We start from the raw sequence: 24,937 nt of genomic DNA on the forward strand, positions 1-24,937 counted from the left end.
AGTTATTCTAGTTACTAATGACACTTATATTACGGCAACTCAAGTCTGTGAACTTCTTGAAAAAATAGCTGCTTTAGGACTAATGATTCCCATCACTCTAGTCTTAGATAATGCCCGCTATCAGAAATGTAAAATTGTTGAAGAATTGGCTCTTTCTTTGTCAATAGAGCTACTCTATCTGCCGTCTTATTCGCCTAATCTAAATTTAATTGAAAGGCTGTGGAAATTTGTCAAAAAGAAATGTTTACATGGTAAATATTATGAAAACTTTTCTGACTTTTCTTCAGCCATTTATGAATGTCTGAATGATGCCCATCTGAAACATAAAAAAGAACTGGATTCCTTGCTGACTCTACGATTTCAGAAGTTTAATAAATCTCAGATTATGAACGTCTAAAGTATAGCAGCATCTGTTCATGATTGTCCAATAGACAACCATAGCGGTGTTGACAAACAAATTCGACTACTTCGGCGCTATTAAGACCACGATCAATTAAATCGCCCAAGAAATAAACCAGTTCCTTTTCTTGAGGCGCGATTGCTTCCATTAGCTGCAAAAGAGCATCGTATTGACCGTGAACGTCACCGATGATGATTCGACGGGAGGACATGGTGGTAGAAGTTGGGTATCTGTGTTATTGTCCCCGGAGCGGGACTAACTCTAATATGCGCTCCGGCGCTCCCCACTTCCCCACCGCCAATCCCTCTAAATGTTAAGTTAAGTATCGAAGAGCGGCCGTTTCATCACCCAGTAGTAATATAATCACTGAGTTATCAACTTTGATCCTTGAGTATGACTGCATTCACCACAACCCCCACCCTTGCTAATTTGCCCGCCAGTGACAGCCGTAGCCGTGTCAGTGAATTTATGAAATCCCTACAGGATGAAATTTGTCAGGGATTAGAAGAAGTGGATGGACAAGCAAAATTTATCGAAGATAGTTGGCAACGGCCTGAAGGTGGCGGCGGACGTTCGCGAGTTTTGCGGGAAGGGGCAATTTTTGAACAAGCAGGGGTGAATTTTTCGGAAGTTTGGGGGAAAGAATTACCTCCTAGCATTGCCAAACAACGGCCCGAGGCTGCCGGTCATCAATTTTACGCCACGGGAACCTCGATGGTTTTGCATCCTCGCAATCCTTATATTCCCACGGTTCACCTCAATTATCGCTATTTTGAAGCAGGTCCGGTTTGGTGGTTTGGCGGTGGTGCCGATTTAACTCCCTACTATGCTTTTGAAGAAGATGCTAGTCATTTTCACCGCACTTTTAAACAGGTTTGCGACCAACATCATCCCGAATATTATCCCGTTTTTAAACGCTGGTGTGATGAATATTTTTATCTCAATCATCGTCAGGAAGCCAGAGGCATCGGTGGGATTTTCTTTGATTACCAAGACGGTTTAGACCCTCTCTATCGCGGTCCTTTTGCCGAAAGTGATGCCGCTATCTATTCAGAAAAATTATCTCCCCAACAACCCCGCAACTGGGAAGAAATTTTTAGTTTCATTAATGACTGTGGCCGGGCTTTTCTACCCGCTTACGTTCCGATTGTCCAGAAACGGCGCTCGACGGAATACGGTGACAGAGAACGTCAGTTTCAACTCTATCGTCGCGGTCGTTATGTAGAATTTAATTTAGTTTATGATCGTGGCACAATTTTTGGGTTGCAAACTAACGGTCGTACCGAATCAATTTTGATGTCTTTACCTCCTTTAGTCCGTTGGGAATACTGTTATCAACCTGCACCCAATACCCCAGAAGCAAAACTCTATGATGTCTTCCTAAAACCCCAAGATTGGGTTAATTGGCAAGGTTAAATCAGTTATCAGTTATCAGTTATCAGTTACCAGTTATCAGTTATCAGTTTACCGTTCACTGAAAATACTTCCCAATTCATAATTCATAATTCATAATTCCCTCTCCCTTCTCTTTTTCTAGTTATCTGTCATTTGTCAAGTAAATAAATCTAAAAATTTTGGCTAATTTTTGGACACCTCTCCATACTCGTCTGGAAACCACGGTGAAAAAGGGACAATTACTACCTAAAAATGCGTCTCTGTTAGTGGCATTGTCGGGAGGTCAGGATTCTCTATGTTTAGGTCAATTATTGCTGGATTTGCGCCCTCGTTGGGGTTGGCAACTGGCGATCGCTCATTGTGATCACCGTTGGTCCTCCGACCGAGGATTAGTGGATCATGTGCGTAAAATCGCCGAAATTTGGCAATTACCCGTTTATATTGCCACCGCACCCCCCATGGCGGAAACGGAAGCCAAGGCCCGACAATGGCGTTATCAAGCTTTACAAACAATCGCCCAAGAACAGGGTTTTAATTATCTTCTCACGGCACACACGAGGAGCGATCGAGCGGAAACTTTTCTTTATAATCTCATGCGCGGGGCGGGTAGTGATGGACTTTCTGCCTTAACTTGGTTGACAAGTTTAACCTCAGATATTTTTTTAGTCCGTCCCCTCTTAAATGTCACTCGCGGGGAAACTTTCGCTTTTTGTCAAAGTCGAGAATTACCGATCTGGTATGATCGAGCTAATGAGAATTTACGCTATGCTCGCAATCGCATCCGTCTGGAATTATTACCCTACCTGCAAACTAATTTAAATCCCCAAATCGAAAAACATCTCGCCCAAACTGCCGAAATTTTGGAAGCAGAAAGCGATTATTTAGATAGTATTGCCCGGGATATTTTTCGCCAGGTTATCGATCTAGATCAACAAAGACTCGATCGCTCCCCTTTACAAATTCTACCTCTAGCGATACAAAGACGAGTGATTCGTTTATTTTTGGCTCAATATTTACCCTCATCCCCTAATTTTGCCGAAGTTGAGTCAGTGGTTAATCTCATTACTGGTGTTAATCGCGATGCCACTTCTTCCTTAACTGGCAAAATTCGGGTAGAAGTACAACAAAATTGGCTATATATCAGTGATCAGTGATCAGTTAAGTAGCTGGTTATAATTAAATTACAAATGGATTTTAGGTTCGATCCCCCCTGCCCCCCTTGATAAGGGGGGTGCCGATAGGCGGGGGGATCTGAAAGTTTTCAATACCTACCTACTTATCAGTGATCAGTGATCAGATTACAGTTTTAAGTGGACAGTGTTAGGTGAAAACTTCGCTACTTTCTTTTTCACTGATTACTGCTTACTGTTTACTGTTCACTGAAAAAACCTATCTCCCCATTCTAGTTATCTGTAGCTAACTTTTACAGCAATTAGTTTAAAGATAAACTAAAATAGTAATACAATTAAACTAAAAATAAAATTGGCGGGGCATAATGAGCGAAACTAAAGTAATTAATCGAGAAAATTTACTGGTAAATCTCCGGCAACAACTACGCGCCGGACAACAGGAATTAGCCGATTGGCAAGGGGGAAAAATGGCCATTTCTGCGGTGCCGGGGGCAGGAAAATCCCACAGTTTGGCCGTAGCTGCTGCCATGGTTATTGCTCGTGAGCAACTTCATGCTAAAAAACAGTTAATTATTGTCACCTACACCCGCTCGGCTGCCGCTAGTATTAAAGCTAAAATTAAACAACGCTTGCAAGATTTACAGCTTTCTGCTCAAGGTTTCAGCGTTCAAACTCTGCACGGACTGGCTCTACAATTGGCCCGCCGTTACCCGGAATTATCGGGATTAGACCTCGAATCTTCTACCTTAGTTATTCCGACTCCTAGCCACAGAATTATTAGAAACTCGGTGGAAAAATGGCTAATTGCTGACCCAATTCGTTATCAAAAGTTATTAGAAGGAGTGGAATTTGATGGGGAGGAAACCGAAAGATTACGCCGTCAATCGGTGCTGAGAACCGAAATTTTACCTAGTCTTGCTTATGCGGCCATTCATGAGCTAAAAAGTTCGGGATTATCACCGCAGCAAGTTTGGGAATTAAGCCACTATACCGACGATAATTATCAAATTCTCGCTATTGCTAGTGGTTTGTACCAACAGTATGAAATCCTGATGCGTCAGAAAAACTATATAGATTATGATGACATGATTTTAGGAGCCTTGCGGGTATTAGAGGAAGAAAAAATTCGCCGACAATGGCAAAACTCTGTCTTTGGAGTTTTTGAAGATGAGGCACAGGATTCTAGTCCTCTCCAAGAAAAACTAATTACTATTTTAGCAAAAAATAATGACGGTGAAATACCTAATTTAATTCGCGTCGGCGATCCCAATCAAGCGATTAATTCTACCTTTACCCCCGCCGATCCTGTTTACTTTAATTGGTTTTGTGAAAGTTGTCAAAGCGAAGGCAATTTATCGACTATGAACCAAGCAGGTCGCAGCAATACTAAAATTATTGAAGCTGCTAATTTAGTTTTACAATGGGTCGATCGAGATTGGAAACAGGGAAAAGATAATCATAAAGTTACCGAGGCTCCTTTTCGAGTTCAAGCGATTCTTCCCGTCGGTGCTGAAGATCCTCAACCTAATCCAGTCAAGGAGGGGAAAGGATTAGAAATTTATCAACCCGATGACATTTATCAAACAGTAGAATTAATTGAAAAACGTCTAGTTAAATTACTTCAAGAAAACCCTCAACATAATGCCGCTATCCTCGTTAGAGAAAATCGACAAGGACACTTTTTTGCTCAAAAATTCGCCCATTTTTATAAAAGTTATCAAATCAGAATTTTTGAAGCTAACGAGATCGATCGCTTTTCCCAAATTCCCGCCGAAATGCTGAAACTATTGGCTTTTGTCGAACGTCCCCACTCTCCCGATTATCTCAAAGCGGCTTTAGAAGTGCTACAATTGAGGGGTTTAATTACTGCCCAAGACTTAAATCCTTTAGTTACCTATCCCGAACAATTTCTCTATCCCACTCCCCTCGATCCTGAACTGAAATCTAACGAAAAAATCGCCCGTCGTTATTGCTGCAGTTTACTAAAAGCTAGATTAGAATTACCCCATTATCAACTCCTGTCTTTTTTCGCTATGACTCTCCAATATTCGGGGTCAGAATTAGCCACTTTGCAAAAATTAACCGCCCGTATTTATCAGGAAACTGCTGGTAATAGTTCTCTCAAAAATACAATTAATACTCTTAATGAAATTATCGCCTCTGAGCGCTTTGAAGGGGTGGAAGAAGATAACGACGATTGTTATACTCGTCCCGGACAACTGACGATTATTACTATGCACAAAGCCAAGGGTTTAGACTGGGATTATGTTTTTATTCCCTTTCTTCATGAAGATATTATTCCTGGCAAACCTTGGGTACCCAATGGGGCGAAATTTTTGGGAGATTTTACCCTCGCAGAAGTGGCACGAGCGCAAATTCGAGCAGCGGTTCATCAACGCTATTTAAACCCCGACAGCATACCAATTATTCCCCCACCTTTAAGCGCTTGGTTAGAAGCTGGACAACTTAAAAAAGCTGAAGAATACCGACTTTTGTATGTAGCGATGACGCGAGCAAAAAGACTTTTATGGATGTCGAGTGAAAAAAAAGCTCCCTTCCGTTGGAACACTTTTCGCGGAGATGAAAGTAGTCAATTACAGGATAAAAATCCCTGTCCTGTCTTTCCTGTTTTAATCAATGCTTTCCCCGATTCTTTCTGTGTTTAACTGTTGCTGCAGCGTCCGCGGATAAAGAATTAGGAAGACAAACCACCAGAGGAGTATAGGAATAGATAGGAGTAGGGTTAACCAGAGACGCTGAGTTAAAAACCAACACCCAGCAATCAGGGTAATTCCTGTCAATAAAATCGACCAAGGTTGACACCAACGGGGTTTGTGATTCCAAACGTTATCGGATTTCGAGTTAGACATTAGTTAAGGGGCGGTAATTTACTAACTTGATTTTATAGTGATCGAGCTTAAAAAACGCTTGGGAAGACCGAAAGAGTCAAAAATTACTCGATTTACTTATTTAAAAATAACTCCCCGCAATCATAGCCGCTAATAAAATAAAACCGACCCAAACATTTTGACCGAACATTTGACCATAAACTGGTTTGGGTAAATCCGATTGACGTAACAACCAGTATTGACGCAACCAAGCGATCGCCGCTAGACCCAACCCTAGCCAAAAAGAGGCTGATAACTGCATTTTTTGCCCCTCCCAAGCCAATAAACCTACTGTTATGGCAAAAAAGACCCCCACGGCTTCCGGGGCGTATTTGCCGAAAAATATGGCACTAGAGTTAATACCAACCTTGAGATCATCCTCTCGATCGGACAGAGCATAAATTGTATCAAATGCCAATGTCCAAAAAATCACCGCTCCCCATAATATAAATGTATTACTATCTAACGACCCGGTGACGGCACTCCAACAGATTAAAACCGCAAAACCCCAAGCGAGAGAAAGAACCAATTGGGGTACAGGAAAAAAACGCTTGGCGAGAGGATAGCAGATAATCAAGGGAACGGCGGCTAAACATAGGCAAAAACTCAGGAAATTCAGATATAAAGCTAAAATTGCGGCGCAAAAGAAAGCAATTAGAGCGATAATCAAACCAACCTTGATCGATAAAGCTCTGGCCGCTAAAGGACGGTTACGAGTGCGATCGACCTGTGGATCTATATCCCGATCCCAAAGATCGTTAACCACACAGCCAGCGGCGCTAGTGGCCAAAGTTCCCAAAATGATCACCCCGATCAAGGGTAGCGGTGGCACCCCGTCTGCCGCCAAAAATACCGCCCATAAAGCGGGAATCATCAAAATTAACCTACCGGCGGGTTTATCCCAGCGCAAGAGGCGAATAATCGTCATCCAAGTGGGTTCTAGATCGGGTTGGGATATAGTCATAATTTCTCGTAAAAAGTAGAAACTAGGAGTTAAGGGGATGTGGGGTGTAGGGTGTGGGGTGTGGGGTGTGGGGTGTGGGGTGTGGGGTGTGGGGTTTTGGGGAAGTGGGGTGTGGGGTGTGGGGTGTGGGGTGTGGGGTTTTGGGGAAGTGGGGTGTGGGAAGAATAAATAAAAATAATCTCCTGACGACCGGCTCCTGACTCCACCAATAAACTTTTTCAGCAAACCCTACTTACTTAACGTGATTACCAGCCCCAACTATTGGGAACGCCTTTAAACGGACCCACCACATCGGAGGTTATCCATCCCCCGTAAAAGTTGCCAGGCTGCGGTTGTACTAATTCACCGTCGGCATAACAAGCGCTCATTTTCGCAGGATAAAAAGCCAGATAATTCTTAATTGCTTGAAACTCTGGTGTCGGGTCCGGATAATACCAAGCGACGTTAATTGCCTGTTGATCCCCAACGGTGATATTGTAATATCCCGCTAGACCTTTCCACTCACAAAAAGACTTTTCTGCTGTGGCTTGCAGGTATTCCATTTTAATATCTTGGGGCGGTAGATAATAAACTGGAGGATGACTGGTTTCTAGAACTCGATAACTGCTTTTAGTATCGGCAATTATCACCCCATTAAAGATGATTTTTAGGTGTTTAGGCGATAATTCTAGGCGCGGGGGACGAGGATAATCCCAGACGGATTCCTGTCCTGCTTTTGCTGGTATCGGTTGGGGACGAAACATAATTTTTCTTATATTATTCTCCGAGTCAGTATTCTCTGAGTCATTTCACCGTTTACTGATTACTGATTACTGATTGGGTGCATCTCCTATTGGTGACTTTCTCTGACATATAGGTGAGCAGCAGAAGTCATTTAAAGAGGGCGAATGCAATTCGCCCCTACAATAATAATATTATCGCACCAATGGTAGGGGCGCATCGCGTGCGCCCAAATGTAGTATAGATATTTCTACAAAATTGAGATGCACCCGATTACTTTTCACTGTTTACTGTTTACTGATCACTGAAAAGAGTTTTCTCAGGGTTTCCACTCGTTCTCGATTGACATTTAAATCCGATTCTCCTAACCGGGAGGCGGAGCGAACATCGATCGCATTTTTGCTAGGATTGAGAGAAAATTCTAGATCATCGACAAATCCCATCCATTGACTGCTAAATTCGGCGTAGAGATAGTTACTATCTTGGTTAATAATTTTAGTTCTCGGTTGGGAGGCGATAATTTTAGCTAATTGCTCGATCGCTTTTTCACCGCTACCCTGATAACTAAGGGGTTCGATCGCATGAGCCTGATCCTGACTCTGACTACTAACACAATTAGGAGTAACCGGACAAGGGGCCAGTTTACCTTCCCTGACTCCCAAATAATCGGGACGATTACCGGCGAATAAACTGACGCTATCGGGAGCAATTAACCTAATTCCTAGCCAGATGAGCAGTATTCCTAGGAAAATAAACGGGGTTAGCCGGAAAGATTTTTTCACCGTGTCAGAAGTTTCAGTCATGCTAGTCTTACAGAATCACTTCAATTAACTTAACATTGATAGGTGTGACAATATCAGGAGATAGAATAAGATGTTTCTCGATGAATTACAACCCGTTGTTAAAGAACTGATTCAACAACCGATCGCTTTTTTCGGTGGTTTTGCCTCTGGATTACTGCGCTTGAAACTTTCGGACGATCCCCTCAAAAAATGGTTAGAAGAGCAGGGATTAGTCAGTTTTAACGACAATAATCAGGATAACGGCAACAGTCCCCAGTCGATCTCGATCGATTAGGGATCAGGGGTTAGCTGTTGGGGGTGAGGGTATTCTTCCATACCCAACCCCCCCCGCTTACCACCCCATCAGCTTAACTTGTTGCTGAAAGTAGATAAATTTCCTCAGCTACTCGTTTTAAGCGTCTTAATTGCGCTTCCATATCCTTTTTAGTCCATTTGGCGGCGAATTGCTGGAATCCCCACCCCACAACCGGATTAGGAATCGCAAACTCAAAACGATTGATTAAACAAGTGCCGTCATCATTGGGTTGACATTCCCAGCGATCGCAACCGCGAAAAAAGCCTTCAAATTGCCAGACAATTAACCCCGGTTCCCTCTCAATTACCGTACTTTTTAGCGTTGGCTGAATTAGGGGAATTTGAATCAAAAAACGACTTCTCCCACCGATATCGGTCTTCCAATCGCCGATAGGTTCACAAACTAACACCGGATTCAACCAACGACGCATTAACTCTAAATCCGTGATACAACGCTCCACCGTCGTGGCACTAGCTTTAATCTGAATTGATTGTTCAAATACTTGACAAGATGACATTGATCTGCTTATAAATTACTGGCTGAGAATTATCGGTAGTCGGACAAAAATAAAGTTAACTGTGCAGACAAGGCAACAGTAAGGGTTTCGGCCTTGGTTACATTTCTTAACATAGTCTTGTTTATAGCCTTTCTCATCAAGATGAAGTGTAACCTAATTTGCTATGGACGACCGGCGATCGACTCCCCAAAACGAAAACTTCCTACCTCACCATTAAGATAACTGCTCTCAAGCTCACTTTTTCACTAGCTTGAGCAACTCTCGAAAACGTTGGCGTAATCTCTCGATATTAGCCGATTTCCCGCCATAACTCCAATCAACGTAGGCGCGAGCAATCTCCGGACCCTAACGAGGGTTGGCTGAATATTACTGGAAGCCTGACTACAAAAGGATTTGACTGATAGTTAGCAAGCACTAATTAATTTACTTGTTGAATAAAAAATCATTAACTGTAACAATATTGATAGACAGAAAAGGATGTAAAATGAGTAAATCTTGATCTCCTGTAATGATCGATTCTGCTTGACCATTAACGGCTAATTCTAAATATTTATTATCTTTAGGATCTCGACAAATATCTGTCATAAAGTCCATTTTTAAGATAAATTCAACAGTTTGAGATAAATCCAATAAAAATTGTTGACGTTCTTCAAGGGTAATATAGCGGTCAAATTTGGGGCGAAATAAGACGGTTTCTAGTTCTTGCCAAGTAGCAGGGGATACAATAATAATTCCTAATTTTTGGGCTTTTTTCAAAGCAGTATTAGGTTTACTATTGGGGGATAAAACGGAACTTATAATAATATTAGTATCCAGAACAAATCGTCTATTCATCTTCATTTAAGAGAGATTCTAAAATATCAGGAGTTAATCCTCTCTCTTGTGCTTTTTGTCCAATAGTATCCATTGTTTTATATAATTGATTTAGTGATTCTTGTCTTGATAAAGTTGAAGATTGAACATAAAAAGCGATTTTTTCTTCTATTTTTTGGCGTTCTTCCTCAGTTGCATTCCAATAAGTTTCAGCAACATCTAAAGGAACTTTGATTCGGATTTCTGTTTGATAGTTTGTCATAATTATATTTTTTTAGTTTAGTAATAAAGAAATTCAGTCGAAATTAATAGCCTCCCTTCCGCCAGCGTTACAGTCTAGAAGTTTCAGTTACTCTAGCGCATTGTTAAACCGATTGTCAAGTTTAGTTACTCTCAATTTAAGATATGTAATTTACTTTGGTTGCGAAAAACCAACGCCGCTAGTGTAAGTATTCTTCAGCGCCGGGCCTAAATCTAAAGATGACGTTGGGGGGAAGGCTAATGCAGGAACGGTAAATAAATTTGGCTGAGTTGCTTGCTATGATTAGGGGTAATTATTAACACTTCTTAAAAAGCGAGTGGAAAAATGAGGCAAGTCATTGTATATCGAGACGAAGATGGCTATTGGATTGTGGATTGTCCAAGTCTCAAAGGCTGTGTTAGTCAGGGAAAAACGAAAGAAGAAGCCTTGATTAATATAAAAGAGGCGATTGCCGGTTATATTGCGGCTTTAGCGGAAGACGGCCTGCCGATTCCAGCAATTATTAGAGACCTTGAAGTCTAACCATTATGAGCGGAATTAATCGCGAGATTTTTCTTGACGCTAAGCATATTTCTAAACATTTACCGAATACTCCACAATCACGGAGATTACTGTTACGAGGACGAGCTATTCATGTGTTTAAAGATGAAGATACAATGCTACGAGTTATTCAGGCTATCATGGAAAGGGGTGAATACACGGGCAATGTGCGAAACTATGAGCGCTATGGGCTATTCTTTGCCGAAGCGATTGGTTGTCGAATTAGCCCAGATGGTTTAAAGTCTTCTTTATTCTACGGCGAGGTTAAGATTAATGCAAACAACCAATATCACGCAATTCCTCGAACCCGACCTAGTGAAGGATAATTGGCGCTTCCTAGAAGTTTGGGTGGATTCCATGCAGTCCCCTCCCTATATCCTGCTAGTGTTGATCGATAAGGCGAGGGGGTGTTATGTTTTTGATCCTGCTGAAAAGTACCGTCTCGTCAAGGCGTTTCCAGATTATGAAGAGGCTCAACTCTGGCTCTTGGAAGATGAATACGAACCGATTGAAGGACGATTATCTAGTGAGGAAAGCGCTTAGATTTGTTTAAACTTGTCGTTTGGAATGAAGTCAGAATATCGCCTTACCAGTGCCGTTAGGGTAAGCACCGAGATAGTTACGAATGGAGTCAGGTTTGGGTAATTGGCGCTAGGATTATCGGAGGATTTTCTTTCGGCACTGGTAGAAAACAATTAGGAGGATTTATGATCCCGGTTAATGAGGCTCAACAAAAGTTGCAGGATTTGATTGATTCAGTAATTGTTTCCCACGAACCCATTATTATTGAGGGATGCGATGGTAATGCAGTTTTGCTATCTGAAGGGGATTGGAAATCGGTACAAGAAACGTTATATCTCCTCTAAGTTTCAGCAACATCTAAAGGAACTTTGATTTTAATTTTTGTTTGATAGTTTGTCATGAATCTGTAAATTTACCTCGCAAAAACTTGTATAATTCCCAAGAAAAAAGCAAAACAAATTTACTATAGCAAGCTATTAATTTACGACACTGAATTCCAAAAGAGTCAATCTGCTGCTCGTTATCACCTTCTAAAAAAGTCTCTTTAACACAAAATACAATCCTAATGGCTAAAGCTTTAAAGTTGTTTAACTCAAAAAGTATTCTTGTAGTTAATTCCTTATAAAAAGATAAAAGTAATCTTAATTTTGGTGATACTTGGGAATTTTCAACGAATATTGCTGTTGCAGGTAGGTCAAAATATTTCTGATCAAGAATTAAATTTATATTATTTATTATTTGTCCAATTTTCTCTCCTTTAGTCAGCACTTTTAAGTACAAATAGTAAGAGTAAATATATTTTTTAAACTGACTTGTGTCTTGAAAATTACTATTGACCATCGCTAAACACAAACATTTCAAAAAACAAACACCATATAATCCGAAGGGTTTATAAACACTGTAAGAATATTTTTTTAAACCAATTAAATCCCACCATATCTCAATATCTGAAAATTCTTTTTTTGTTCCAATACGAACTTTTTTATTAATTTGTTTCTGTCTAAATTTACCAGTAAATTCTTCTTTATAATACACATTCTCCCACTCTTTTCCCTGTAGTTTATTCCCAATCCCCCCCCAAATGCCTGGATCTGTCGTAACTCGCTTCGTTTCATAGATTGGATTATCCAAATCATCTACTATCTCTGTTTTGTTGCCGTACAATTGTACGTCTTCATAAATGACTTCACAAAAAGGGACAGAAACAGCCACAGGTGTATAGTGATCTGTCTTGACACTATTAATAACTGTTTTGATAAGTGTATTAATAATTTTTTCAAAATCTGAATAAGAATCAATGATTCTTTGAAAATTTGAATTTGGAGAATCTTCTTGCTCATGCAGTGAAAAAGAAGCCAAATAATCCCATAATAATCGACTGGTGTTTTTCATTTTTTCCTTAGCATCATCATAACTTTTAGGCTCGTAATAAGCAACATCAGCAAAAATTTTACTTAATTCTTGTTTAATTAAATCAATATAAACTTGTGGTGCTTTTTGATGCTGTGCCAAAATAATTTGTTTAAATACTAAGCCTCTAGCATCGCCTAAAGATAAAGAAGCTTGTTGAAGTAAACTATCAATTCCTTGACCCGTTTGGCAATTTATCCTAACAATAACTGGCTCTTTCTTCTTCTGGAGATCAAAATAAATATCTTTGATGATTTTCTCTATATCTTCAAAGTTTTGTTTGGTCGCCAAAGGTTTGTTATATTCATCTATTAATACATTTAAACCATATATAACATTATATCCAGATTCAATTAAATCTGTTACATAGTCTTTTTCAGATCTAGACAAGCCTTTATTCGGGTTAATCAAATAAAATACTATATCTGGTTTAAAAGGGAGTTTCTGAAAATCATTTAATTTATATGTATGCTCTTTTGGAAGGCTATTTTGTCTGTAAGTAGCGACGGTAATCTCATCAATATTTGGGTAACTAGGAAATTGCTTTAAGCCTAATGTGGCTCGGTTATAATTTTCTAATCGCCCACCTTCTTGTCTTCCACCACCATCTACACCGGGTAGATCAAAAAATCTAAATCCACCAGAGAAGTCAATCAAATTGACAACTTGTGTGGTATTCTGCCTTCCTGTCGAAAGAAAATAATTTTCACCAATTAACCTGTTACCAAGAGTTGTTTTACCACTTGCAGATCTACCTGTTACAAATATATTAATGTAACTAGAATTAGGGGGTAGGTTTTTAAGTTGTTCAGTAATTAAATTGGCTCTTATCTCCGCAAGAGATGGTTTATTAAGTTGATGAATATTCATTTTGTACCCCCTAACAGGTTGTTTAAAGTAGTGCTTGCATGAGAATTGATATAATCTCATTTTCTGCTTTTTTCGAGTCAGAGTTACTAATAATCTGTTCAATTCTCGATTTTAAATTGCCAATCTTGAGGTTTACTTCTTTTTCACCGGCTTCATAAATATGATTAAAATTACCAGTATTTTCGTCTGGTAAACTTTCAATTCCCAAACCGATTGCTAGAATACCTTTGATGATGTCATAGCCTCCCTTTAAATGCTTCAATCCGACTATTCTGTCATTATAGCCTGTTACGGCTGTCTGATAACCATCACTTACCTCTGTGTGTTTTGTGCCTATTTGCTGATACCTTGTAGTTTTTACTTCTATAACTTTTGGCTGCTTTACTTTATCTACACGAGAGCCACGAATTTTTTGATCAAGTCCCCAAAAACCATCTCTTTTTGTTTCAACTATTTCTTCATTTTCTTCTACAATAGTTTGACTTACTTCTTCAATATTACCAAATACAGGTTCAGATATAGTTTTAAATTTCTCAATTGTTTCAATTATAGGTATTGGAACTGTCTCTTTTTCAGTGCGAGATTCTTTTGTTTGTCCTGCAAAATCAGAAACAACTCCATAGGCATTTTCTCCATTAGGAACTTCTTTTTTGAAAACTCTTGAGGAATAGCTATATACTGCTGCATAAGAACCCAGTACAATATCACTGCTGTTATCAAAGGATTGATCTACCTTGAAAGTTGCCAAACGACTAGCGATATAAATTAGGGCTTCACGAAACTTTTTACTTCTTACCATTCTAGCTTTTTCTTTTAACTTATCACCCAGCACTTCTTCCATTTTTCCGAGTTTATCCGCAGGAAGTAACTTACAAATTTCTTCTGCAATTTTATCTGCACCAAGTCCTGTCAGTGAGTTAATTTCAATAATTACAGGCTTAGTGATATGATCACGGTAAACTTCATTGTAAATATTGGTAATCATTTTATGAACATCCTCAATATTTTCTTTTGTATATTTCGGACTACCATTCTTGTTTAAATGTAAATTCAGAGCAATTATGACATTGCTAGAACCTCGTTTCTTTTTTTGAGTAGATAGTAAATCATATAAGTAATCTTCATCATCATTTACAAAACCTGCGTGGGGTGCAATAACATACAAAATTACATCAGCCCCATTTATTAACTGATTTTGTGTTGATTGCCATTCTTCTACAAGTATAGTTTCTTGTTTGGCCTTATTGGTACTTTGATAGTCAGTGTAATCAGACAAAGTAAATTGTGTAATAGGAGCAGTTGGTCTTCTTTTTGAAAATATTTGATCTATGCCTAAAGCAGCCCTATTAATATTTTCAAAATCTTGCTTCGATGCCACACCAGGTAGATCGAAATATTTTAAATTATTAGCCGATTGAAAACAACCAACATCGTCGGTACAATTCATATATCCGGTACTTTTCATGGCTTTTTGCTTACTATCAAAAATGGTATTTCCAAGAGACGTTTTACCTGCACCAGTTCTTCCTGTCACATAAAGATTAACAGTAGAAGCAAATCCTTCTTGATTTCTATAGTTGTCAAGAATAACTTCTCCAGCAATTCTGTCTGGATCTAAATTTGAGGGGTCTAATAGTCTCAAAACTTCTGGGCGATCCGAAAAAAGTCTTTGTAAACTCTTTAGAATTTCAGTAGCTTGTTGATTTTCCTTGTTGCTGTTCATGGTGGGTTCTCCTGTGTAAGTATTTTGATTTTTGATGTCTGTCTCACTAATGTTATCACATTTTTTAGAATTTGGGTCTGTAATCTTTGGTGATTTCTCGAACTCCATCATTGATACATTTGAAATAATACCTAACCTATCCAAAAACTCCCAACCAGCTATAAGACTCTTAATCCCTGCGCTTTGACTTCCATCAATCCTATCGACATCCTTAACTTTATCTAACAATAACTTTAAAGACTCCAAAAACGGCTTATCTTCTTGATAAATAATCCGTTTCAAAAGCTGACAATCAGCGTCATTGTCGAGATCAAAAACCTTGTCCGAAGGCGCATCATTAGCTCGTAACCAATCTGAAAAAGCCTTATTACCTTGCTCTAAAGCCAAACACCGATACTCGCTTGGTAAATTAGCTAAAGATAACGCTAACTCCATCCGAATTTCATGGCCACAATAGGCAAAATCCGACCTCAAACTATTATAGAACTCTCCGTAAACCTTCACAATGCTGGAAATGGCTTCCTGCCAAAACTCCGAAGTTAACAGAGGGTTATCCCGATATTTTTCTAACAGATAAGGAATTAAACTAGGCAATAAAGGAGTATTTTCCCAAGAATTACCCAAAAAGAGAATGTCAGCATAAAGCCCGATCGCTAAACAATGCCATACCGCCAAATATCGATAAAATGTTTTGTAGTCTTCTTCGGTGATTTTGTATTCCTTGCGAATGGGTAAATCGGTAACACCAATTTGTTTTAACTCAGCAATTTCTGCTAACTCTTGGTAATAAATCTGTAAATTTTCCTCATCGACCTTCCCTAAAGCCTTAATATATGCTTCATCTTTACCACTAGCCTTAATTTTTTCTCGTTTTTCTTCCCATTTCAAGGCTCTTTTTTTAGCAGATTCATGAAGCAAATGAGAAACGGATTGACTCGATAAAATGGAAGAGCGAGTAAAGGAAACATCACCACTAAACCAATATCCCACACTGAAATTTAGTTCGTCGAAGGGAATTTTTGTATCCAAGATTAAAACAGGAATGTTTTTCAACTGTGAATGCAGAGATAATAAAGCCGCATTTCCACCCTGGCTATTAGAAATCCAATTTCCATTTAAGAATTGAACAGGCCATTTTTGATTACCAGCATAACCCTGGCGAAGAAACTGATGAATTTCTTCCGCTAAAGTATCTTCAACGCCAGAAATATAGGGTTTTCCTGTTTTGGGATCATAATTTAGTTGCGGCGGTGAAATTAACACCTGTAAAGGCATCACCCGATGGGCAAAAGAATTTTCCAATATATCAAAAGCTGGATTATGAATAGGCGATTTATCTTCCCTAAGCCTTTCCCGCATTTGTATTAAAGCATTTTGATGCTGAATTTGGGTCAAATCACGCTGAAAATCTTGCTGTAACTGCAAAATATCATACTGAATCTTCTTTTCCTGCTCAAAACGCCATTTTTGAAAATCCAGATTTTTTTGATTAATCGCAAAGTTAACCTGCGCCCGAAAAGCCTCAATTTCCTTCGCTCTTTCGTGGTTAAGTTCAGCTAATTCTCTTTGAAATTCTTGATTTTCTCTTTGTTGCAATACGGAAAATTTTAATTGATTATATTGCAATTCTGCGGAATGCTTTCTACTTAATCGAGCAATTTCTTCGGAAGAATCCCGATTTAGCCGACTGATACTTTCAGAAGATTTACGATTTTCTGATGCTGACCAAGCATTATTTCCACTCGATACCAGCGCACTAAAAGCTGCACCACCGGCATAAATTAAGGCATCAGCAGCTATCTTATCTAAGGGCATATTTTAAAATTATCCACAATAAGTTAATGATAATTACTTTTGAGCAAATACGAGATTTTTCAAGGCTGAAACTTAAACTTTTTTCGCCTGTTCCCTTAACTTTTGAGCTTCCGCCTGATATTTCTCAGATTCAGCCATCGCATTTTGGGCTTCTTTCCCATGACTAGAGGCATCTGACTGGTTTTTATGCTCACGATGCCAATCGGCTTCTTTACTGTGACTCTGAGAACTACTTAAACTATCGTTAGCTTTTTTCTCTAGTTCATTGGCTTTACTTAATAACTCAGAAGCCGTCTCAGAACCAGATCGCTGTGAAAGATGATCCCAATGGGAAGTATGATCTGCGTGGGAATATTGATGGTCTAGGAAACTGTTAGCATGATGAGGGTGATAATCTGCTAAGTGCTGGTTCTCAAAACCTTGATCAAAATGAGAAGGATGATCAACTTGAGAATATTGATGGTCTAATAAACCATTAGCGTGATGGGGTTGATAATCTGCTAAACCCTGATGCTCAAAAGCATTATGGATATGATGAGGCTCATAAATGCTGATATTAGATGGGACAAAGGGATCGTGGTGAACTCCCAAATTAGGGTCGTTTAACAAATCTTGATGGTCGTGCAAATCCAGCGACGAATCCGCATGAGTATGTAAAGTGTGGGTAGTATCGGACTGATGAAGGTTATGATCAAAGGCTGGTAGATCCATGATGATATCTTGTCAGTGGAGGAATGAGTATTTATTTAGGCTAGGGAATAACTTGATCCAGATAAATTACCCCAATCCTAGCATATTTATTTTAGTCGAAGCCATCGGATTAGCGCAATGCGATCGCCATTTATCAAAGGATCGCCAAGTAATACTAAATCCAGTTATTAAAGACTAATTATTTAGGATTTGCTGAAAAAGTTGTTCAGCAAACCCTAACTATAGGCTCAAGCTCATTTTTTCACCAACTTGACAAATTCTCGAAAACGTTGGCGTAAACTCTCGATATTAGCCGATTTCCCGCCATAACGCCAATCAACGTAGGCGCGAGCAATCTCCTCGATAATATTCGCCACTGGCGGCGGTTGGACGCGGCGGGCGGCGGTGGCGTATTCTAAAGGGGTTTGAGCGGGATGTTTGCCATAACCGGCTTCTGTTAAGATTCCTAACATTTGCTGGTATAAACGCTCGATTGGTGGTAGTTTTGCTAACTTGCGACTCCTACGCCAACGATGGAACTGTCGCCATCCTAACCAACTAGCGTAGGCGAAGACGACCCCGACTAAACCGCCGAGAATTCCCCCGAAAAGACTGCCAGAAATAAAGCGCCATAACCAGGTCAATAACTGACCGATAGTAACGATAACATTTTCCCAAATCAGACCGAGAAAACCCGTGACTGGAGAGGGCAACCATCCGGCCACCCATTGCCAAAATTGCTTGAGGACGCTAAAAGGTTCCACTTCCTCAAAGGATGGGGGAATTAATTCGTGGCCTGGGATAGGATCGAAAGTGTACCAACCGTAACCCGGGAAAAACACCTCTGTGATGGCGTAAGCGTCCGTATTTTGGACAACATAAAAGCCAGTGAAAGGATTAAACTGGCCAGGGGCAAAACCGGTGGCTAATCGGGCAGGAATACCGATCGAGCGTAACATAATCGTTAACACGGTGGAAAAATGATCGGCGTAACCCCCCTGAAAACGAAACAAAAAGGCCGAGACTAAATCCTCATTTTCGGCTAAAAAGGGCAAATCGGTTTTTAATTCATAGTTTTGCTTTAATACTTGGGCTAAATATAGGGCCTTCTCGTAGGGAGAGGTTAAAGGTTTGGGAGATTTGGCCAGCAATTCCTCGGTTTTTCGGCTGACTTTCGGGGCAATTTCGGCAGGAATTTGTAAATAATGCTTGAGAATAGACTTAGGGTAGGTTTCTGGGGCCGATCGCAATTGGCTGCGATTACGTTCCGGCACTTGTGAGATTACAGTATAAGTTAGTCCTTCCGCTAACCCCCCCGGCGACCTTAAGCTATTTTCTCGGTCCAAAGATACCTGTCGAGTGGGAAAAAAGAGAAACTGGGGCGAAGTAAGAGCAGGGATAATATTCGGTAAACTGGAGACAATGCTGTAGGTTTGGACTACCTGATGGGTTTTGGCCTGGGTTGCGGGTAGCGGCACAAAAAAGCGATAGGACCAACTACTGCGATTTAAATCCTCTACTTCTTGATCTCGCGAGATTTGCCACCCTTGACCAGTATAGCGATCAAAGGCCATGGCGCGCCAGAATCCGGGGGCTTGAGAATGTACCCGCATGACTGTCTGGGGAGTCATACTTCCTCGCAAATTTTGGTTGATTTGGCTGTTAAAACCGTAATAAAAGGTAAGATCTAGCTGTCCTGACCCTGTAGTGGGACTATTACCGCCATTTACGCCACCATTCCCCGTTTCACCCTCGCGCACATAGCCGGGGTTAACGATTTGTCGGTTTCCCTGTTCAAAACCCTGATTTTCCATACCTGCTGGACTATTGACGGGAAAAGATTGAATTTGATAACCCGGAAAACGCGGCATCAGAGCAAAAATTGTCAATCCCAAGAGGAGAATTGTCAGAAAGAAAATCCCAAAACGTTTGGGAGAAAGGGGGGAATTTTGCGGGGAAACTAATTTTTTTGTGGCTAGACGCGGGGATTTCTTTGAGAAGAAAGGGAGACTCTGATTGAGATTATCTAAACCTAAACGAGAACGATAGTCTAAAACTAGGGTAGGTAGGGATAAAAACAGAAATAGGATTAACCAAGGCGCAAAAGCGAGGGTTTGGGAGATTGTCCCGGCGACTCCCAAGAGAATTAAACCGATTACCATAGAATACCCTAAATCTTTGCGTCGGGGCAGGTCAAAACTATGGAGAATTTGCAGTTGAATTAGTAATTGTGTTAGAGCAATACGACTATCCTGCATCGCAACGATATCCCCCAAGAATAGCGCCAAAACTACCAACATTCCGATCGCTATACAAAATTTTGCCCCGATATTGCGCTTTTTCCTGCGTCGCCAACTCCAGATTCCGCCGATAATACTGAGAGGAACAGCCCAAATACTGGTATAACTATCGGTAGCCACATCGGTGGCGATAATACCGACGATTACTAAAGCTTGCACCAGAATTCTTAAAATAATCGATTCCTCGGTTTCTGGCAACGGAGAAGATTCTATCTTTTGCCAGAGGGTTTTTAAGGAAGGTCTTGGACGAGCGGCACTGCTAACCATAGGGTAAATTGGGAGAAGGATCAAAAAGTTAATTTTATGTTTCCCAGTTCTAATCTCGATCGCTCCATGGGGTAAAGTGGATTTTAGATGTCAGGAGATAGGAAAATAGGGAGATAGGGAGACGATAACTGATAACTGATTACTGATTACTGATAACTGACCTATGATAGCCGTTACCAACCCTGAAATTTTACCGTTGCTTCATCCCCTGATTGGACAATTAGCCACAGCAATTCTCTCCCACTGGGAAAATTATCTTGATTTGTCGCCCTTTGAGTTGCCGGAAGGTTTAGGCTATGTGGAGGGACGTTTAGAAGGGGAAAAATTAATTATCGAGAATCGCTGCTATCAAACTCCCCAGTTCCGCAAAATGCACCTAGAACTGGCTAAACTGGGCAATGGTTTGGATATACTTCACTGTGTCATGTTCCCCCGTCCAGAATATCCGCTGCCGATGTTTGGATGTGATATAGTCTCCGGCAAAGCGGGAATCAGTGCCGCTATTGTGGATCTTTCTCCCACCAGTGGCGATAAAACCCTCTCTAGTGCCTATAATCAAGCTTTAGCGGCTTTACCTGCGGTCGATTTCGCCCAAGCTCGTGATTTGCCGCCTTGGGGTCATATTTTCTCCCAATATTGTCTGTTTATTCGTCCCGAAACCGCCGCCGAGGAACGACAATTTTTACAAAAAGTAACAGATTTCTTGACAATTCACTGCAAATGTGCTAAGGAAAGTCAGCCCCTTTCCGGGGAAGAAGCGCGCATTTATTTACAGGGACAACGGGATTATTGTAGTCAACAGCAAAAAAACGATAAAACTCGTCGTGTACTAGAAAAAGCCTTCGGTTGGGAATGGGCAGAGCGTTATATGACGGGGGTTCTCTTTGATTTGCCCGATTAAGTAGGGAGGCACAATTATTTGTAGGATGGGTTAATGGTATAAAACCCTACACCCCACACCCCACACCCTGCCCCCACCGAAAAACTTTTTTAGCAAACCCTAATTAGGCCAGAAGTCTCTTGAAACTTAACAATATTAACAGACAAGGACAGGAAAATAATTGCTAGATTGATTTAGGTACAGTCAAATGTAACCGCGAGAACAAGCGAAAAAAAGGCGGTTTTGCTAGGTAAAACCGCCAAAAAGCCCTAGCTTAATTTCTCGATTCTGACGATTAAATAAATATTAAAACAGCCGATGAATCTAACGAACTTTCCTTGGTTAACTGTCATCATCCTTTTTCCTATCGTCGCCGCTTTATTGGTTCCCATAATTCCCGATAAAGACGGTAAAACCGTGAGATGGTTTGCTCTGACGGTGGGATTAATCGACTTTGCCCTAATTATCTACGCTTTCTATAGCAGTTACGATTTCGCTAATCCCAATCTGCAATTAGTGGAAAGTTACCAATGGTTGCCCGAAATTGACCTAAGATGGTCCTTAGGAGCCGATGGCCTCTCCATGCCTCTGATTATCTTAACGGGATTTATTACCACTCTAGCTATCTTAGCGGCTTGGCCGGTGACTTTTAAACCGAAACTATTCTACTTCCTGATGCTGTTGATGTACGGGGGACAGATTGCGGTGTTTGCCGTACAGGATTTGTTACTGTTCTTCCTCGTCTGGGAATTAGAATTAGTCCCCGTCTATCTGATCCTCTCCATTTGGGGCGGTAAACGCCGTCTCTACGCGGCCACCAAATTTATCCTTTACACCGCCGGAGGCTCTCTATTCATCCTTGTAGCGGCGCTGACGATGGCTTTTTATGGCGATACCGTCTCCTTTGACATGGTGACTATTGCCGGCAAGGATTTCCCCCTGAAACTGCAATTATTCCTCTACGCTGGTTTTCTGATTGCCTACGGGGTAAAACTGCCCATCTTCCCTCTTCATACTTGGCTACCGGATGCCCACGGCGAAGCCACTGCCCCCGCCCATATGTTACTAGCGGGAATTTTGCTTAAAATGGGTGGTTATGCGCTCTTACGGATGAATATGGGGATGTTACCCGATGCTCACGCCGTTTTCGCCCCCGTTTTGGTGATTTTAGGGGTAGTTAATATTATCTACGCCGCCTTAACTTCCTTTGCCCAACGCAATCTTAAGCGCAAAATTGCCTATTCTTCCATCTCTCACATGGGATTTGTGCTGATTGGCATGGCTTCCTTTACCGATATTGGCACAAGTGGGGCGATGTTACAGATGATTTCCCACGGACTGATTGGGGCGAGTTTATTCTTTATGGTCGGTTGTACCTACGATCGCACCCATACCCTGATGTTAGACGAGATGGGCGGTGTCGGCAAGAAAATGAAGAAAGTTTTTGCCATGTGGACCACCTGTTCCCTCGCTTCCCTGGCTTTGCCCGGGATGAGCGGTTTTGTGGCGGAATTAATGGTATTTATCGGTTTTGCCACCAGTGATGCCTATAGTCCCACTTTCCGCGTTATTATCGTCTTTTTAGCAGCTATCGGTGTCATTCTCACTCCGATTTATCTCTTGTCCATGTTGCGAGAAATTCTCTACGGACCGGAAAATAAGGAATTAGAAGAACACCATGTCCTAGTGGATGCGGAACCCCGGGAAGTCTTTATCATCGCTTCTCTATTAGTGCCAATTATCGGCATTGGACTCTATCCCAAAGTGGCCACGACGATTTACGATGCTACTACCAATAAATTAACCGCCCTAGCGCGTAATTCTGTACCCAGTTTAGTGCAACAGGCAAAGGCAAAAACCGCTAGTTTCTCCCTTTATTCCCTAAAAGCACCCGAAATCTAAGGATTTATCAGTTATCAGTTATCAGTTACCAGTTACCAGTTACCAGTTACCAGTTACCAGTTATCAGATTTGAGTTTTAAGTGAGCAGTATTAAATCCCAATTTCCGCACTTCTTAACATTCAATTGATAATTTTTACTAATATTAAATCCGGTTATTAAAGAATGATTATTTATTCCCTCTTTTGCCTATTGCCTATTGCATGAGTGCCTCTCCTCATAACTAGCCTGTACTCAATGGATTTAGTATTATTATACTTTTAATTGATTATGTGATTATTTTAATGCGATCGCTACTGAGTACAGCCTGTAGAATTATCAGAATTAGTCCCCACTGGAGCAATCGCACCCAAAGAAGATTAGGCGGTCGCAACGCGCTCGCTACGCGAGACCGCAACATAGCAAAATATAGGAGTTTAGCTCATGTCTAACGAAACCGTGACTTATTCCCTAGAAGCTGTTCTAACAAGGATCGAGGGAAAAATAGACTCTCTACAAAAAGATGTTAATCAAAAATTCGACAAAATCGATGAACGATTAACCAAAGTAGAAATAGGACAATCGGAGTTAAAAGGGGAGATTAAAGCCTTAGGCTTTAAGATTGAGGGCATCGATAAAAGATTAGAGAAAGTAGAAAACGAGCAATCTGTTTTAGTTAAGTCTGTTTCTGACTTACAGGGATTTCGGGGGTTAATTTTACCTCTGATTGTTGGGGGAATTAGTGCTGGTATCGGGGCAATAATCACCGTCAGCATCAGATTTTCTCTCCTCGGTGGCAACCCCTAAATAAGGCGGTCGCAACATAGCAAAATATAGGAGTCTAGCCAATGTCTAACGAAACCGTGACTTATTCCCTAGAAGCTGTTCTGACAAGGATTGAGGGAAAAATAGACAAAATCGATGAACGATTAACCAAAGTAGAAATAGGACAATCGGAGTTAAAAGGGGAGATTAAAGCCTTAGGCTTTAAGATTGAGGGCATCGATAAAAGATTAGAGAAAGTAGAAAACGAGCAATCTGTTTTAGTTAAGTCTGTTTCTGACTTACAGGGATTTCGGGGGTTAATTTTACCTCTAATTGTTGGGGGAATTAGTGCCGGTATCGGGGCAATAATCACCGTCAGCATCAGATTTTCTCTACTCAGTGGCAACCCATAAATAAGGCGATTATAACATGGCAAAATATAGGAGTTTAGCTCATGTCTAACGAAACTGTGACTTATTCCCTAGAAGCTGTTCTGACAAGGATTGAGGGGAAAATAGACTCTCTACAAAGAGATGTTAACAAGCTAGAGATAGGACAATCGGAGTTAAAAGGGGAGATTAAAGCCCTAGATGAGCGACTAACCACAGAAATTAAAGGATTAACTGCAAGAGTCGCTAATCAGAAATTTACCAATCGAGGGATTCTAATCGCTTTGGTTGTTGCCATTTTAGGAGGGGCAGCCAAACTTTTTGGTTTTCTTCCCAATCCCTAACAGATATCTAATTAGGAAGTTGCCGTTTTCTTTTCACTGATAACTGAAAAATCCCTACCCTACCCAATCACCTCATTTGACACTCCCGTCGCTAAAAGCGAGGGATTCTTGGTTCACTGACTCAAGTTGTCTTAGCAGGTATTTCTACCAACCAAAATAGAGCTTAAATCTCCCCAAGCGTTTAGGTCTAACGACCAGCTTCCGATATGCCCTATCGTAGCTTTTTTGAGTATATTTAATGCCGCCATTTTGTCTCTATCTTCCACATATCCGCAGGAACAAACATGAGTTCTGACTGATAGAGACTTTTGGATTAACCGACCACAATTAAGGCATTCTTGACTTGTATAGGCTGG

At 40.7% G+C, this 24,937-nt stretch carries 26 protein-coding genes and 1 pseudogene; 14 read left to right on the forward strand and 13 right to left on the reverse strand.

Translation table 11 applies throughout. The features are described from left to right. On the forward strand, positions 1 to 397 hold a 397-nt coding region (locus H6G40_RS18975; RefSeq protein ID WP_190538143.1), incomplete at its 5' end, for a transposase. A 4-nt stretch (positions 398 to 401) separates the two neighbouring features. Here H6G40_RS18975 and H6G40_RS18980 read toward each other — a convergent pair. Continuing rightward, a pseudogene (locus H6G40_RS18980) lies at positions 402 to 611 on the reverse strand (metallophosphoesterase); the annotation flags it as partial. 182 nt (positions 612 to 793) lie between these two features. Between H6G40_RS18980 and hemF the strand changes: the two are divergent. The 3 genes from hemF to H6G40_RS18995 all read left to right on the forward strand — a co-directional run bounded on the left by hemF (position 794) and on the right by H6G40_RS18995 (position 5,591). Then, the gene (gene hemF, locus H6G40_RS18985) at positions 794 to 1,816 is read left to right on the forward strand and encodes an oxygen-dependent coproporphyrinogen oxidase (protein ID WP_002765359.1); all 1,023 of its coding nucleotides are present in this window, start codon (positions 794 to 796) and stop codon (positions 1,814 to 1,816) included. 158 nt (positions 1,817 to 1,974) lie between these two features. Next, on the forward strand, positions 1,975 to 2,949 hold the full coding sequence (gene tilS / locus H6G40_RS18990; protein ID WP_069475461.1) for a tRNA lysidine(34) synthetase TilS: 975 nt from the start codon (positions 1,975 to 1,977) through the stop codon (positions 2,947 to 2,949). A 341-nt stretch (positions 2,950 to 3,290) separates the two neighbouring features. After that, positions 3,291 to 5,591, forward strand: a complete 2,301-nt coding sequence (locus tag H6G40_RS18995) for an ATP-dependent helicase (protein WP_069475460.1) — start codon at positions 3,291 to 3,293, stop codon at positions 5,589 to 5,591. Here H6G40_RS18995 and H6G40_RS19000 read toward each other — a convergent pair. The 4 genes from H6G40_RS19000 to H6G40_RS19015 all read right to left on the reverse strand — a co-directional run bounded on the left by H6G40_RS19000 (position 5,556) and on the right by H6G40_RS19015 (position 8,300). Beyond that, a complete protein-coding gene (locus H6G40_RS19000) occupies positions 5,556 to 5,795 on the reverse strand; it encodes a DUF6737 family protein (protein ID WP_002736158.1) in 240 nt (79 codons plus the stop codon). The two genes, H6G40_RS18995 and H6G40_RS19000, sit on opposite strands and share 36 nt — an antisense overlap. 100 nt (positions 5,796 to 5,895) lie before the next feature. Next, positions 5,896 to 6,777 carry a 4-hydroxybenzoate solanesyltransferase gene (locus H6G40_RS19005; protein WP_069475459.1) on the reverse strand — a complete coding sequence of 294 codons (882 nt, stop codon included), beginning with the start codon at positions 6,775 to 6,777 and terminating at the stop codon, positions 5,896 to 5,898. Positions 6,778 to 7,022: 245 nt separating this feature from the next. Further along, positions 7,023 to 7,520 carry a DUF427 domain-containing protein gene (locus H6G40_RS19010; RefSeq protein WP_002735494.1) on the reverse strand — a complete coding sequence of 166 codons (498 nt, stop codon included), beginning with the start codon at positions 7,518 to 7,520 and terminating at the stop codon, positions 7,023 to 7,025. Positions 7,521 to 7,784: 264 nt separating this feature from the next. Then, entirely contained in the window at positions 7,785 to 8,300 is a 516-nt protein-coding gene (locus H6G40_RS19015; RefSeq protein WP_123230539.1) for a DUF1499 domain-containing protein, read from the reverse strand. A gap of 70 nt (positions 8,301 to 8,370) precedes the next feature. On the opposite strand from H6G40_RS19015, the gene H6G40_RS19020 reads away from it, so the two are divergent. Further along, the gene (locus H6G40_RS19020) at positions 8,371 to 8,574 is read left to right on the forward strand and encodes a ssl0294 family protein (RefSeq protein WP_002778572.1); all 204 of its coding nucleotides are present in this window, start codon (positions 8,371 to 8,373) and stop codon (positions 8,572 to 8,574) included. Positions 8,575 to 8,647: 73 nt separating this feature from the next. On the opposite strand, the gene H6G40_RS19025 is transcribed toward H6G40_RS19020, so the two are convergent. The 3 genes from H6G40_RS19025 to H6G40_RS19035 all read right to left on the reverse strand — a co-directional run bounded on the left by H6G40_RS19025 (position 8,648) and on the right by H6G40_RS19035 (position 10,187). Then, positions 8,648 to 9,112, reverse strand: coding sequence for an SRPBCC family protein (locus H6G40_RS19025; protein ID WP_002736419.1), 465 nt, complete (start codon positions 9,110 to 9,112; stop codon positions 8,648 to 8,650). Between the two features lie 423 nt (positions 9,113 to 9,535). Next, the gene (locus H6G40_RS19030) at positions 9,536 to 9,952 is read right to left on the reverse strand and encodes a putative toxin-antitoxin system toxin component, PIN family (RefSeq protein WP_069475457.1); all 417 of its coding nucleotides are present in this window, start codon (positions 9,950 to 9,952) and stop codon (positions 9,536 to 9,538) included. Then, positions 9,939 to 10,187 carry a hypothetical protein gene (locus H6G40_RS19035; protein WP_069475456.1) on the reverse strand — a complete coding sequence of 83 codons (249 nt, stop codon included), beginning with the start codon at positions 10,185 to 10,187 and terminating at the stop codon, positions 9,939 to 9,941. Before H6G40_RS19035 ends, H6G40_RS19030 begins: the two co-directional genes overlap by 14 nt. Before the next feature lie 324 nt (positions 10,188 to 10,511). Here H6G40_RS19035 and H6G40_RS19040 point away from each other — a divergent pair, with 324 nt between their 5' ends. The 4 genes from H6G40_RS19040 (at position 10,512) to H6G40_RS19055 (ending at position 11,593) form a co-directional block, all read left to right on the forward strand. Beyond that, the gene (locus tag H6G40_RS19040) at positions 10,512 to 10,709 is read left to right on the forward strand and encodes a type II toxin-antitoxin system HicB family antitoxin (protein WP_002738060.1); all 198 of its coding nucleotides are present in this window, start codon (positions 10,512 to 10,514) and stop codon (positions 10,707 to 10,709) included. A 5-nt stretch (positions 10,710 to 10,714) separates the two neighbouring features. Further along, positions 10,715 to 11,053, forward strand: a complete 339-nt coding sequence (locus H6G40_RS19045) for a DUF6972 family protein (RefSeq protein ID WP_002803289.1) — start codon at positions 10,715 to 10,717, stop codon at positions 11,051 to 11,053. Next, complete coding sequence (locus tag H6G40_RS19050) at positions 11,043 to 11,270, forward strand: hypothetical protein (protein WP_004157085.1); 228 nt, start codon at positions 11,043 to 11,045, stop codon at positions 11,268 to 11,270. Before H6G40_RS19045 ends, H6G40_RS19050 begins: the two co-directional genes overlap by 11 nt. Before the next feature lie 164 nt (positions 11,271 to 11,434). Next, positions 11,435 to 11,593 (forward strand): type II toxin-antitoxin system Phd/YefM family antitoxin, encoded by a 159-nt coding sequence (locus H6G40_RS19055; protein WP_081330913.1) that lies wholly within the window; start codon positions 11,435 to 11,437, stop codon positions 11,591 to 11,593. A gap of 52 nt (positions 11,594 to 11,645) precedes the next feature. On the opposite strand, the gene H6G40_RS19060 is transcribed toward H6G40_RS19055, so the two are convergent. The 4 genes from H6G40_RS19060 to H6G40_RS19075 all read right to left on the reverse strand — a co-directional run bounded on the left by H6G40_RS19060 (position 11,646) and on the right by H6G40_RS19075 (position 20,324). Continuing rightward, a complete protein-coding gene (locus H6G40_RS19060; protein ID WP_069475455.1) occupies positions 11,646 to 13,529 on the reverse strand; it encodes a GTPase domain-containing protein in 1,884 nt (627 codons plus the stop codon). Positions 13,530 to 13,551: 22 nt separating this feature from the next. Continuing rightward, positions 13,552 to 17,067 (reverse strand): GTPase, encoded by a 3,516-nt coding sequence (locus H6G40_RS19065; RefSeq protein ID WP_069475454.1) that lies wholly within the window; start codon positions 17,065 to 17,067, stop codon positions 13,552 to 13,554. Between the two features lie 72 nt (positions 17,068 to 17,139). Further along, positions 17,140 to 17,778, reverse strand: a complete 639-nt coding sequence (locus tag H6G40_RS19070; RefSeq protein ID WP_190538144.1) for a hypothetical protein — start codon at positions 17,776 to 17,778, stop codon at positions 17,140 to 17,142. Positions 17,779 to 18,011: 233 nt separating this feature from the next. Further along, the gene (locus H6G40_RS19075; RefSeq protein WP_190538145.1) at positions 18,012 to 20,324 is read right to left on the reverse strand and encodes a transglutaminase TgpA family protein; all 2,313 of its coding nucleotides are present in this window, start codon (positions 20,322 to 20,324) and stop codon (positions 18,012 to 18,014) included. Between the two features lie 163 nt (positions 20,325 to 20,487). On the opposite strand from H6G40_RS19075, the gene H6G40_RS19080 reads away from it, so the two are divergent. The 5 genes from H6G40_RS19080 (at position 20,488) to H6G40_RS19100 (ending at position 24,581) form a co-directional block, all read left to right on the forward strand. Next, complete coding sequence (locus tag H6G40_RS19080; protein WP_123230535.1) at positions 20,488 to 21,225, forward strand: phycocyanobilin:ferredoxin oxidoreductase; 738 nt, start codon at positions 20,488 to 20,490, stop codon at positions 21,223 to 21,225. Between the two features lie 297 nt (positions 21,226 to 21,522). Beyond that, on the forward strand, positions 21,523 to 23,106 hold the full coding sequence (ndhD1, locus tag H6G40_RS19085; RefSeq protein WP_069475452.1) for a photosynthetic/respiratory NAD(P)H-quinone oxidoreductase subunit D1: 1,584 nt from the start codon (positions 21,523 to 21,525) through the stop codon (positions 23,104 to 23,106). Positions 23,107 to 23,527: 421 nt separating this feature from the next. Then, positions 23,528 to 23,890: a DUF4164 family protein gene (locus tag H6G40_RS19090; protein WP_002778558.1), complete on the forward strand. Its 363-nt coding sequence runs from the start codon at positions 23,528 to 23,530 to the stop codon at positions 23,888 to 23,890. A 41-nt stretch (positions 23,891 to 23,931) separates the two neighbouring features. Beyond that, positions 23,932 to 24,261 carry a hypothetical protein gene (locus H6G40_RS19095; protein ID WP_069475451.1) on the forward strand — a complete coding sequence of 110 codons (330 nt, stop codon included), beginning with the start codon at positions 23,932 to 23,934 and terminating at the stop codon, positions 24,259 to 24,261. Between the two features lie 41 nt (positions 24,262 to 24,302). Beyond that, positions 24,303 to 24,581, forward strand: coding sequence for a DUF4164 domain-containing protein (locus H6G40_RS19100; RefSeq protein ID WP_069475450.1), 279 nt, complete (start codon positions 24,303 to 24,305; stop codon positions 24,579 to 24,581). 131 nt (positions 24,582 to 24,712) lie between these two features. Here the strand turns inward: H6G40_RS19100 and H6G40_RS19105 are convergent. Continuing rightward, the coding region (locus H6G40_RS19105; RefSeq protein ID WP_149107665.1) for a zinc ribbon domain-containing protein at positions 24,713 to 24,937 on the reverse strand (225 nt) is incomplete at its 5' end.

Source organism: Microcystis viridis FACHB-1342 (assembly GCF_014698335.1).
Classification (GTDB): Bacteria; Cyanobacteriota; Cyanobacteriia; order Cyanobacteriales; family Microcystaceae; genus Microcystis; species Microcystis ichthyoblabe_A.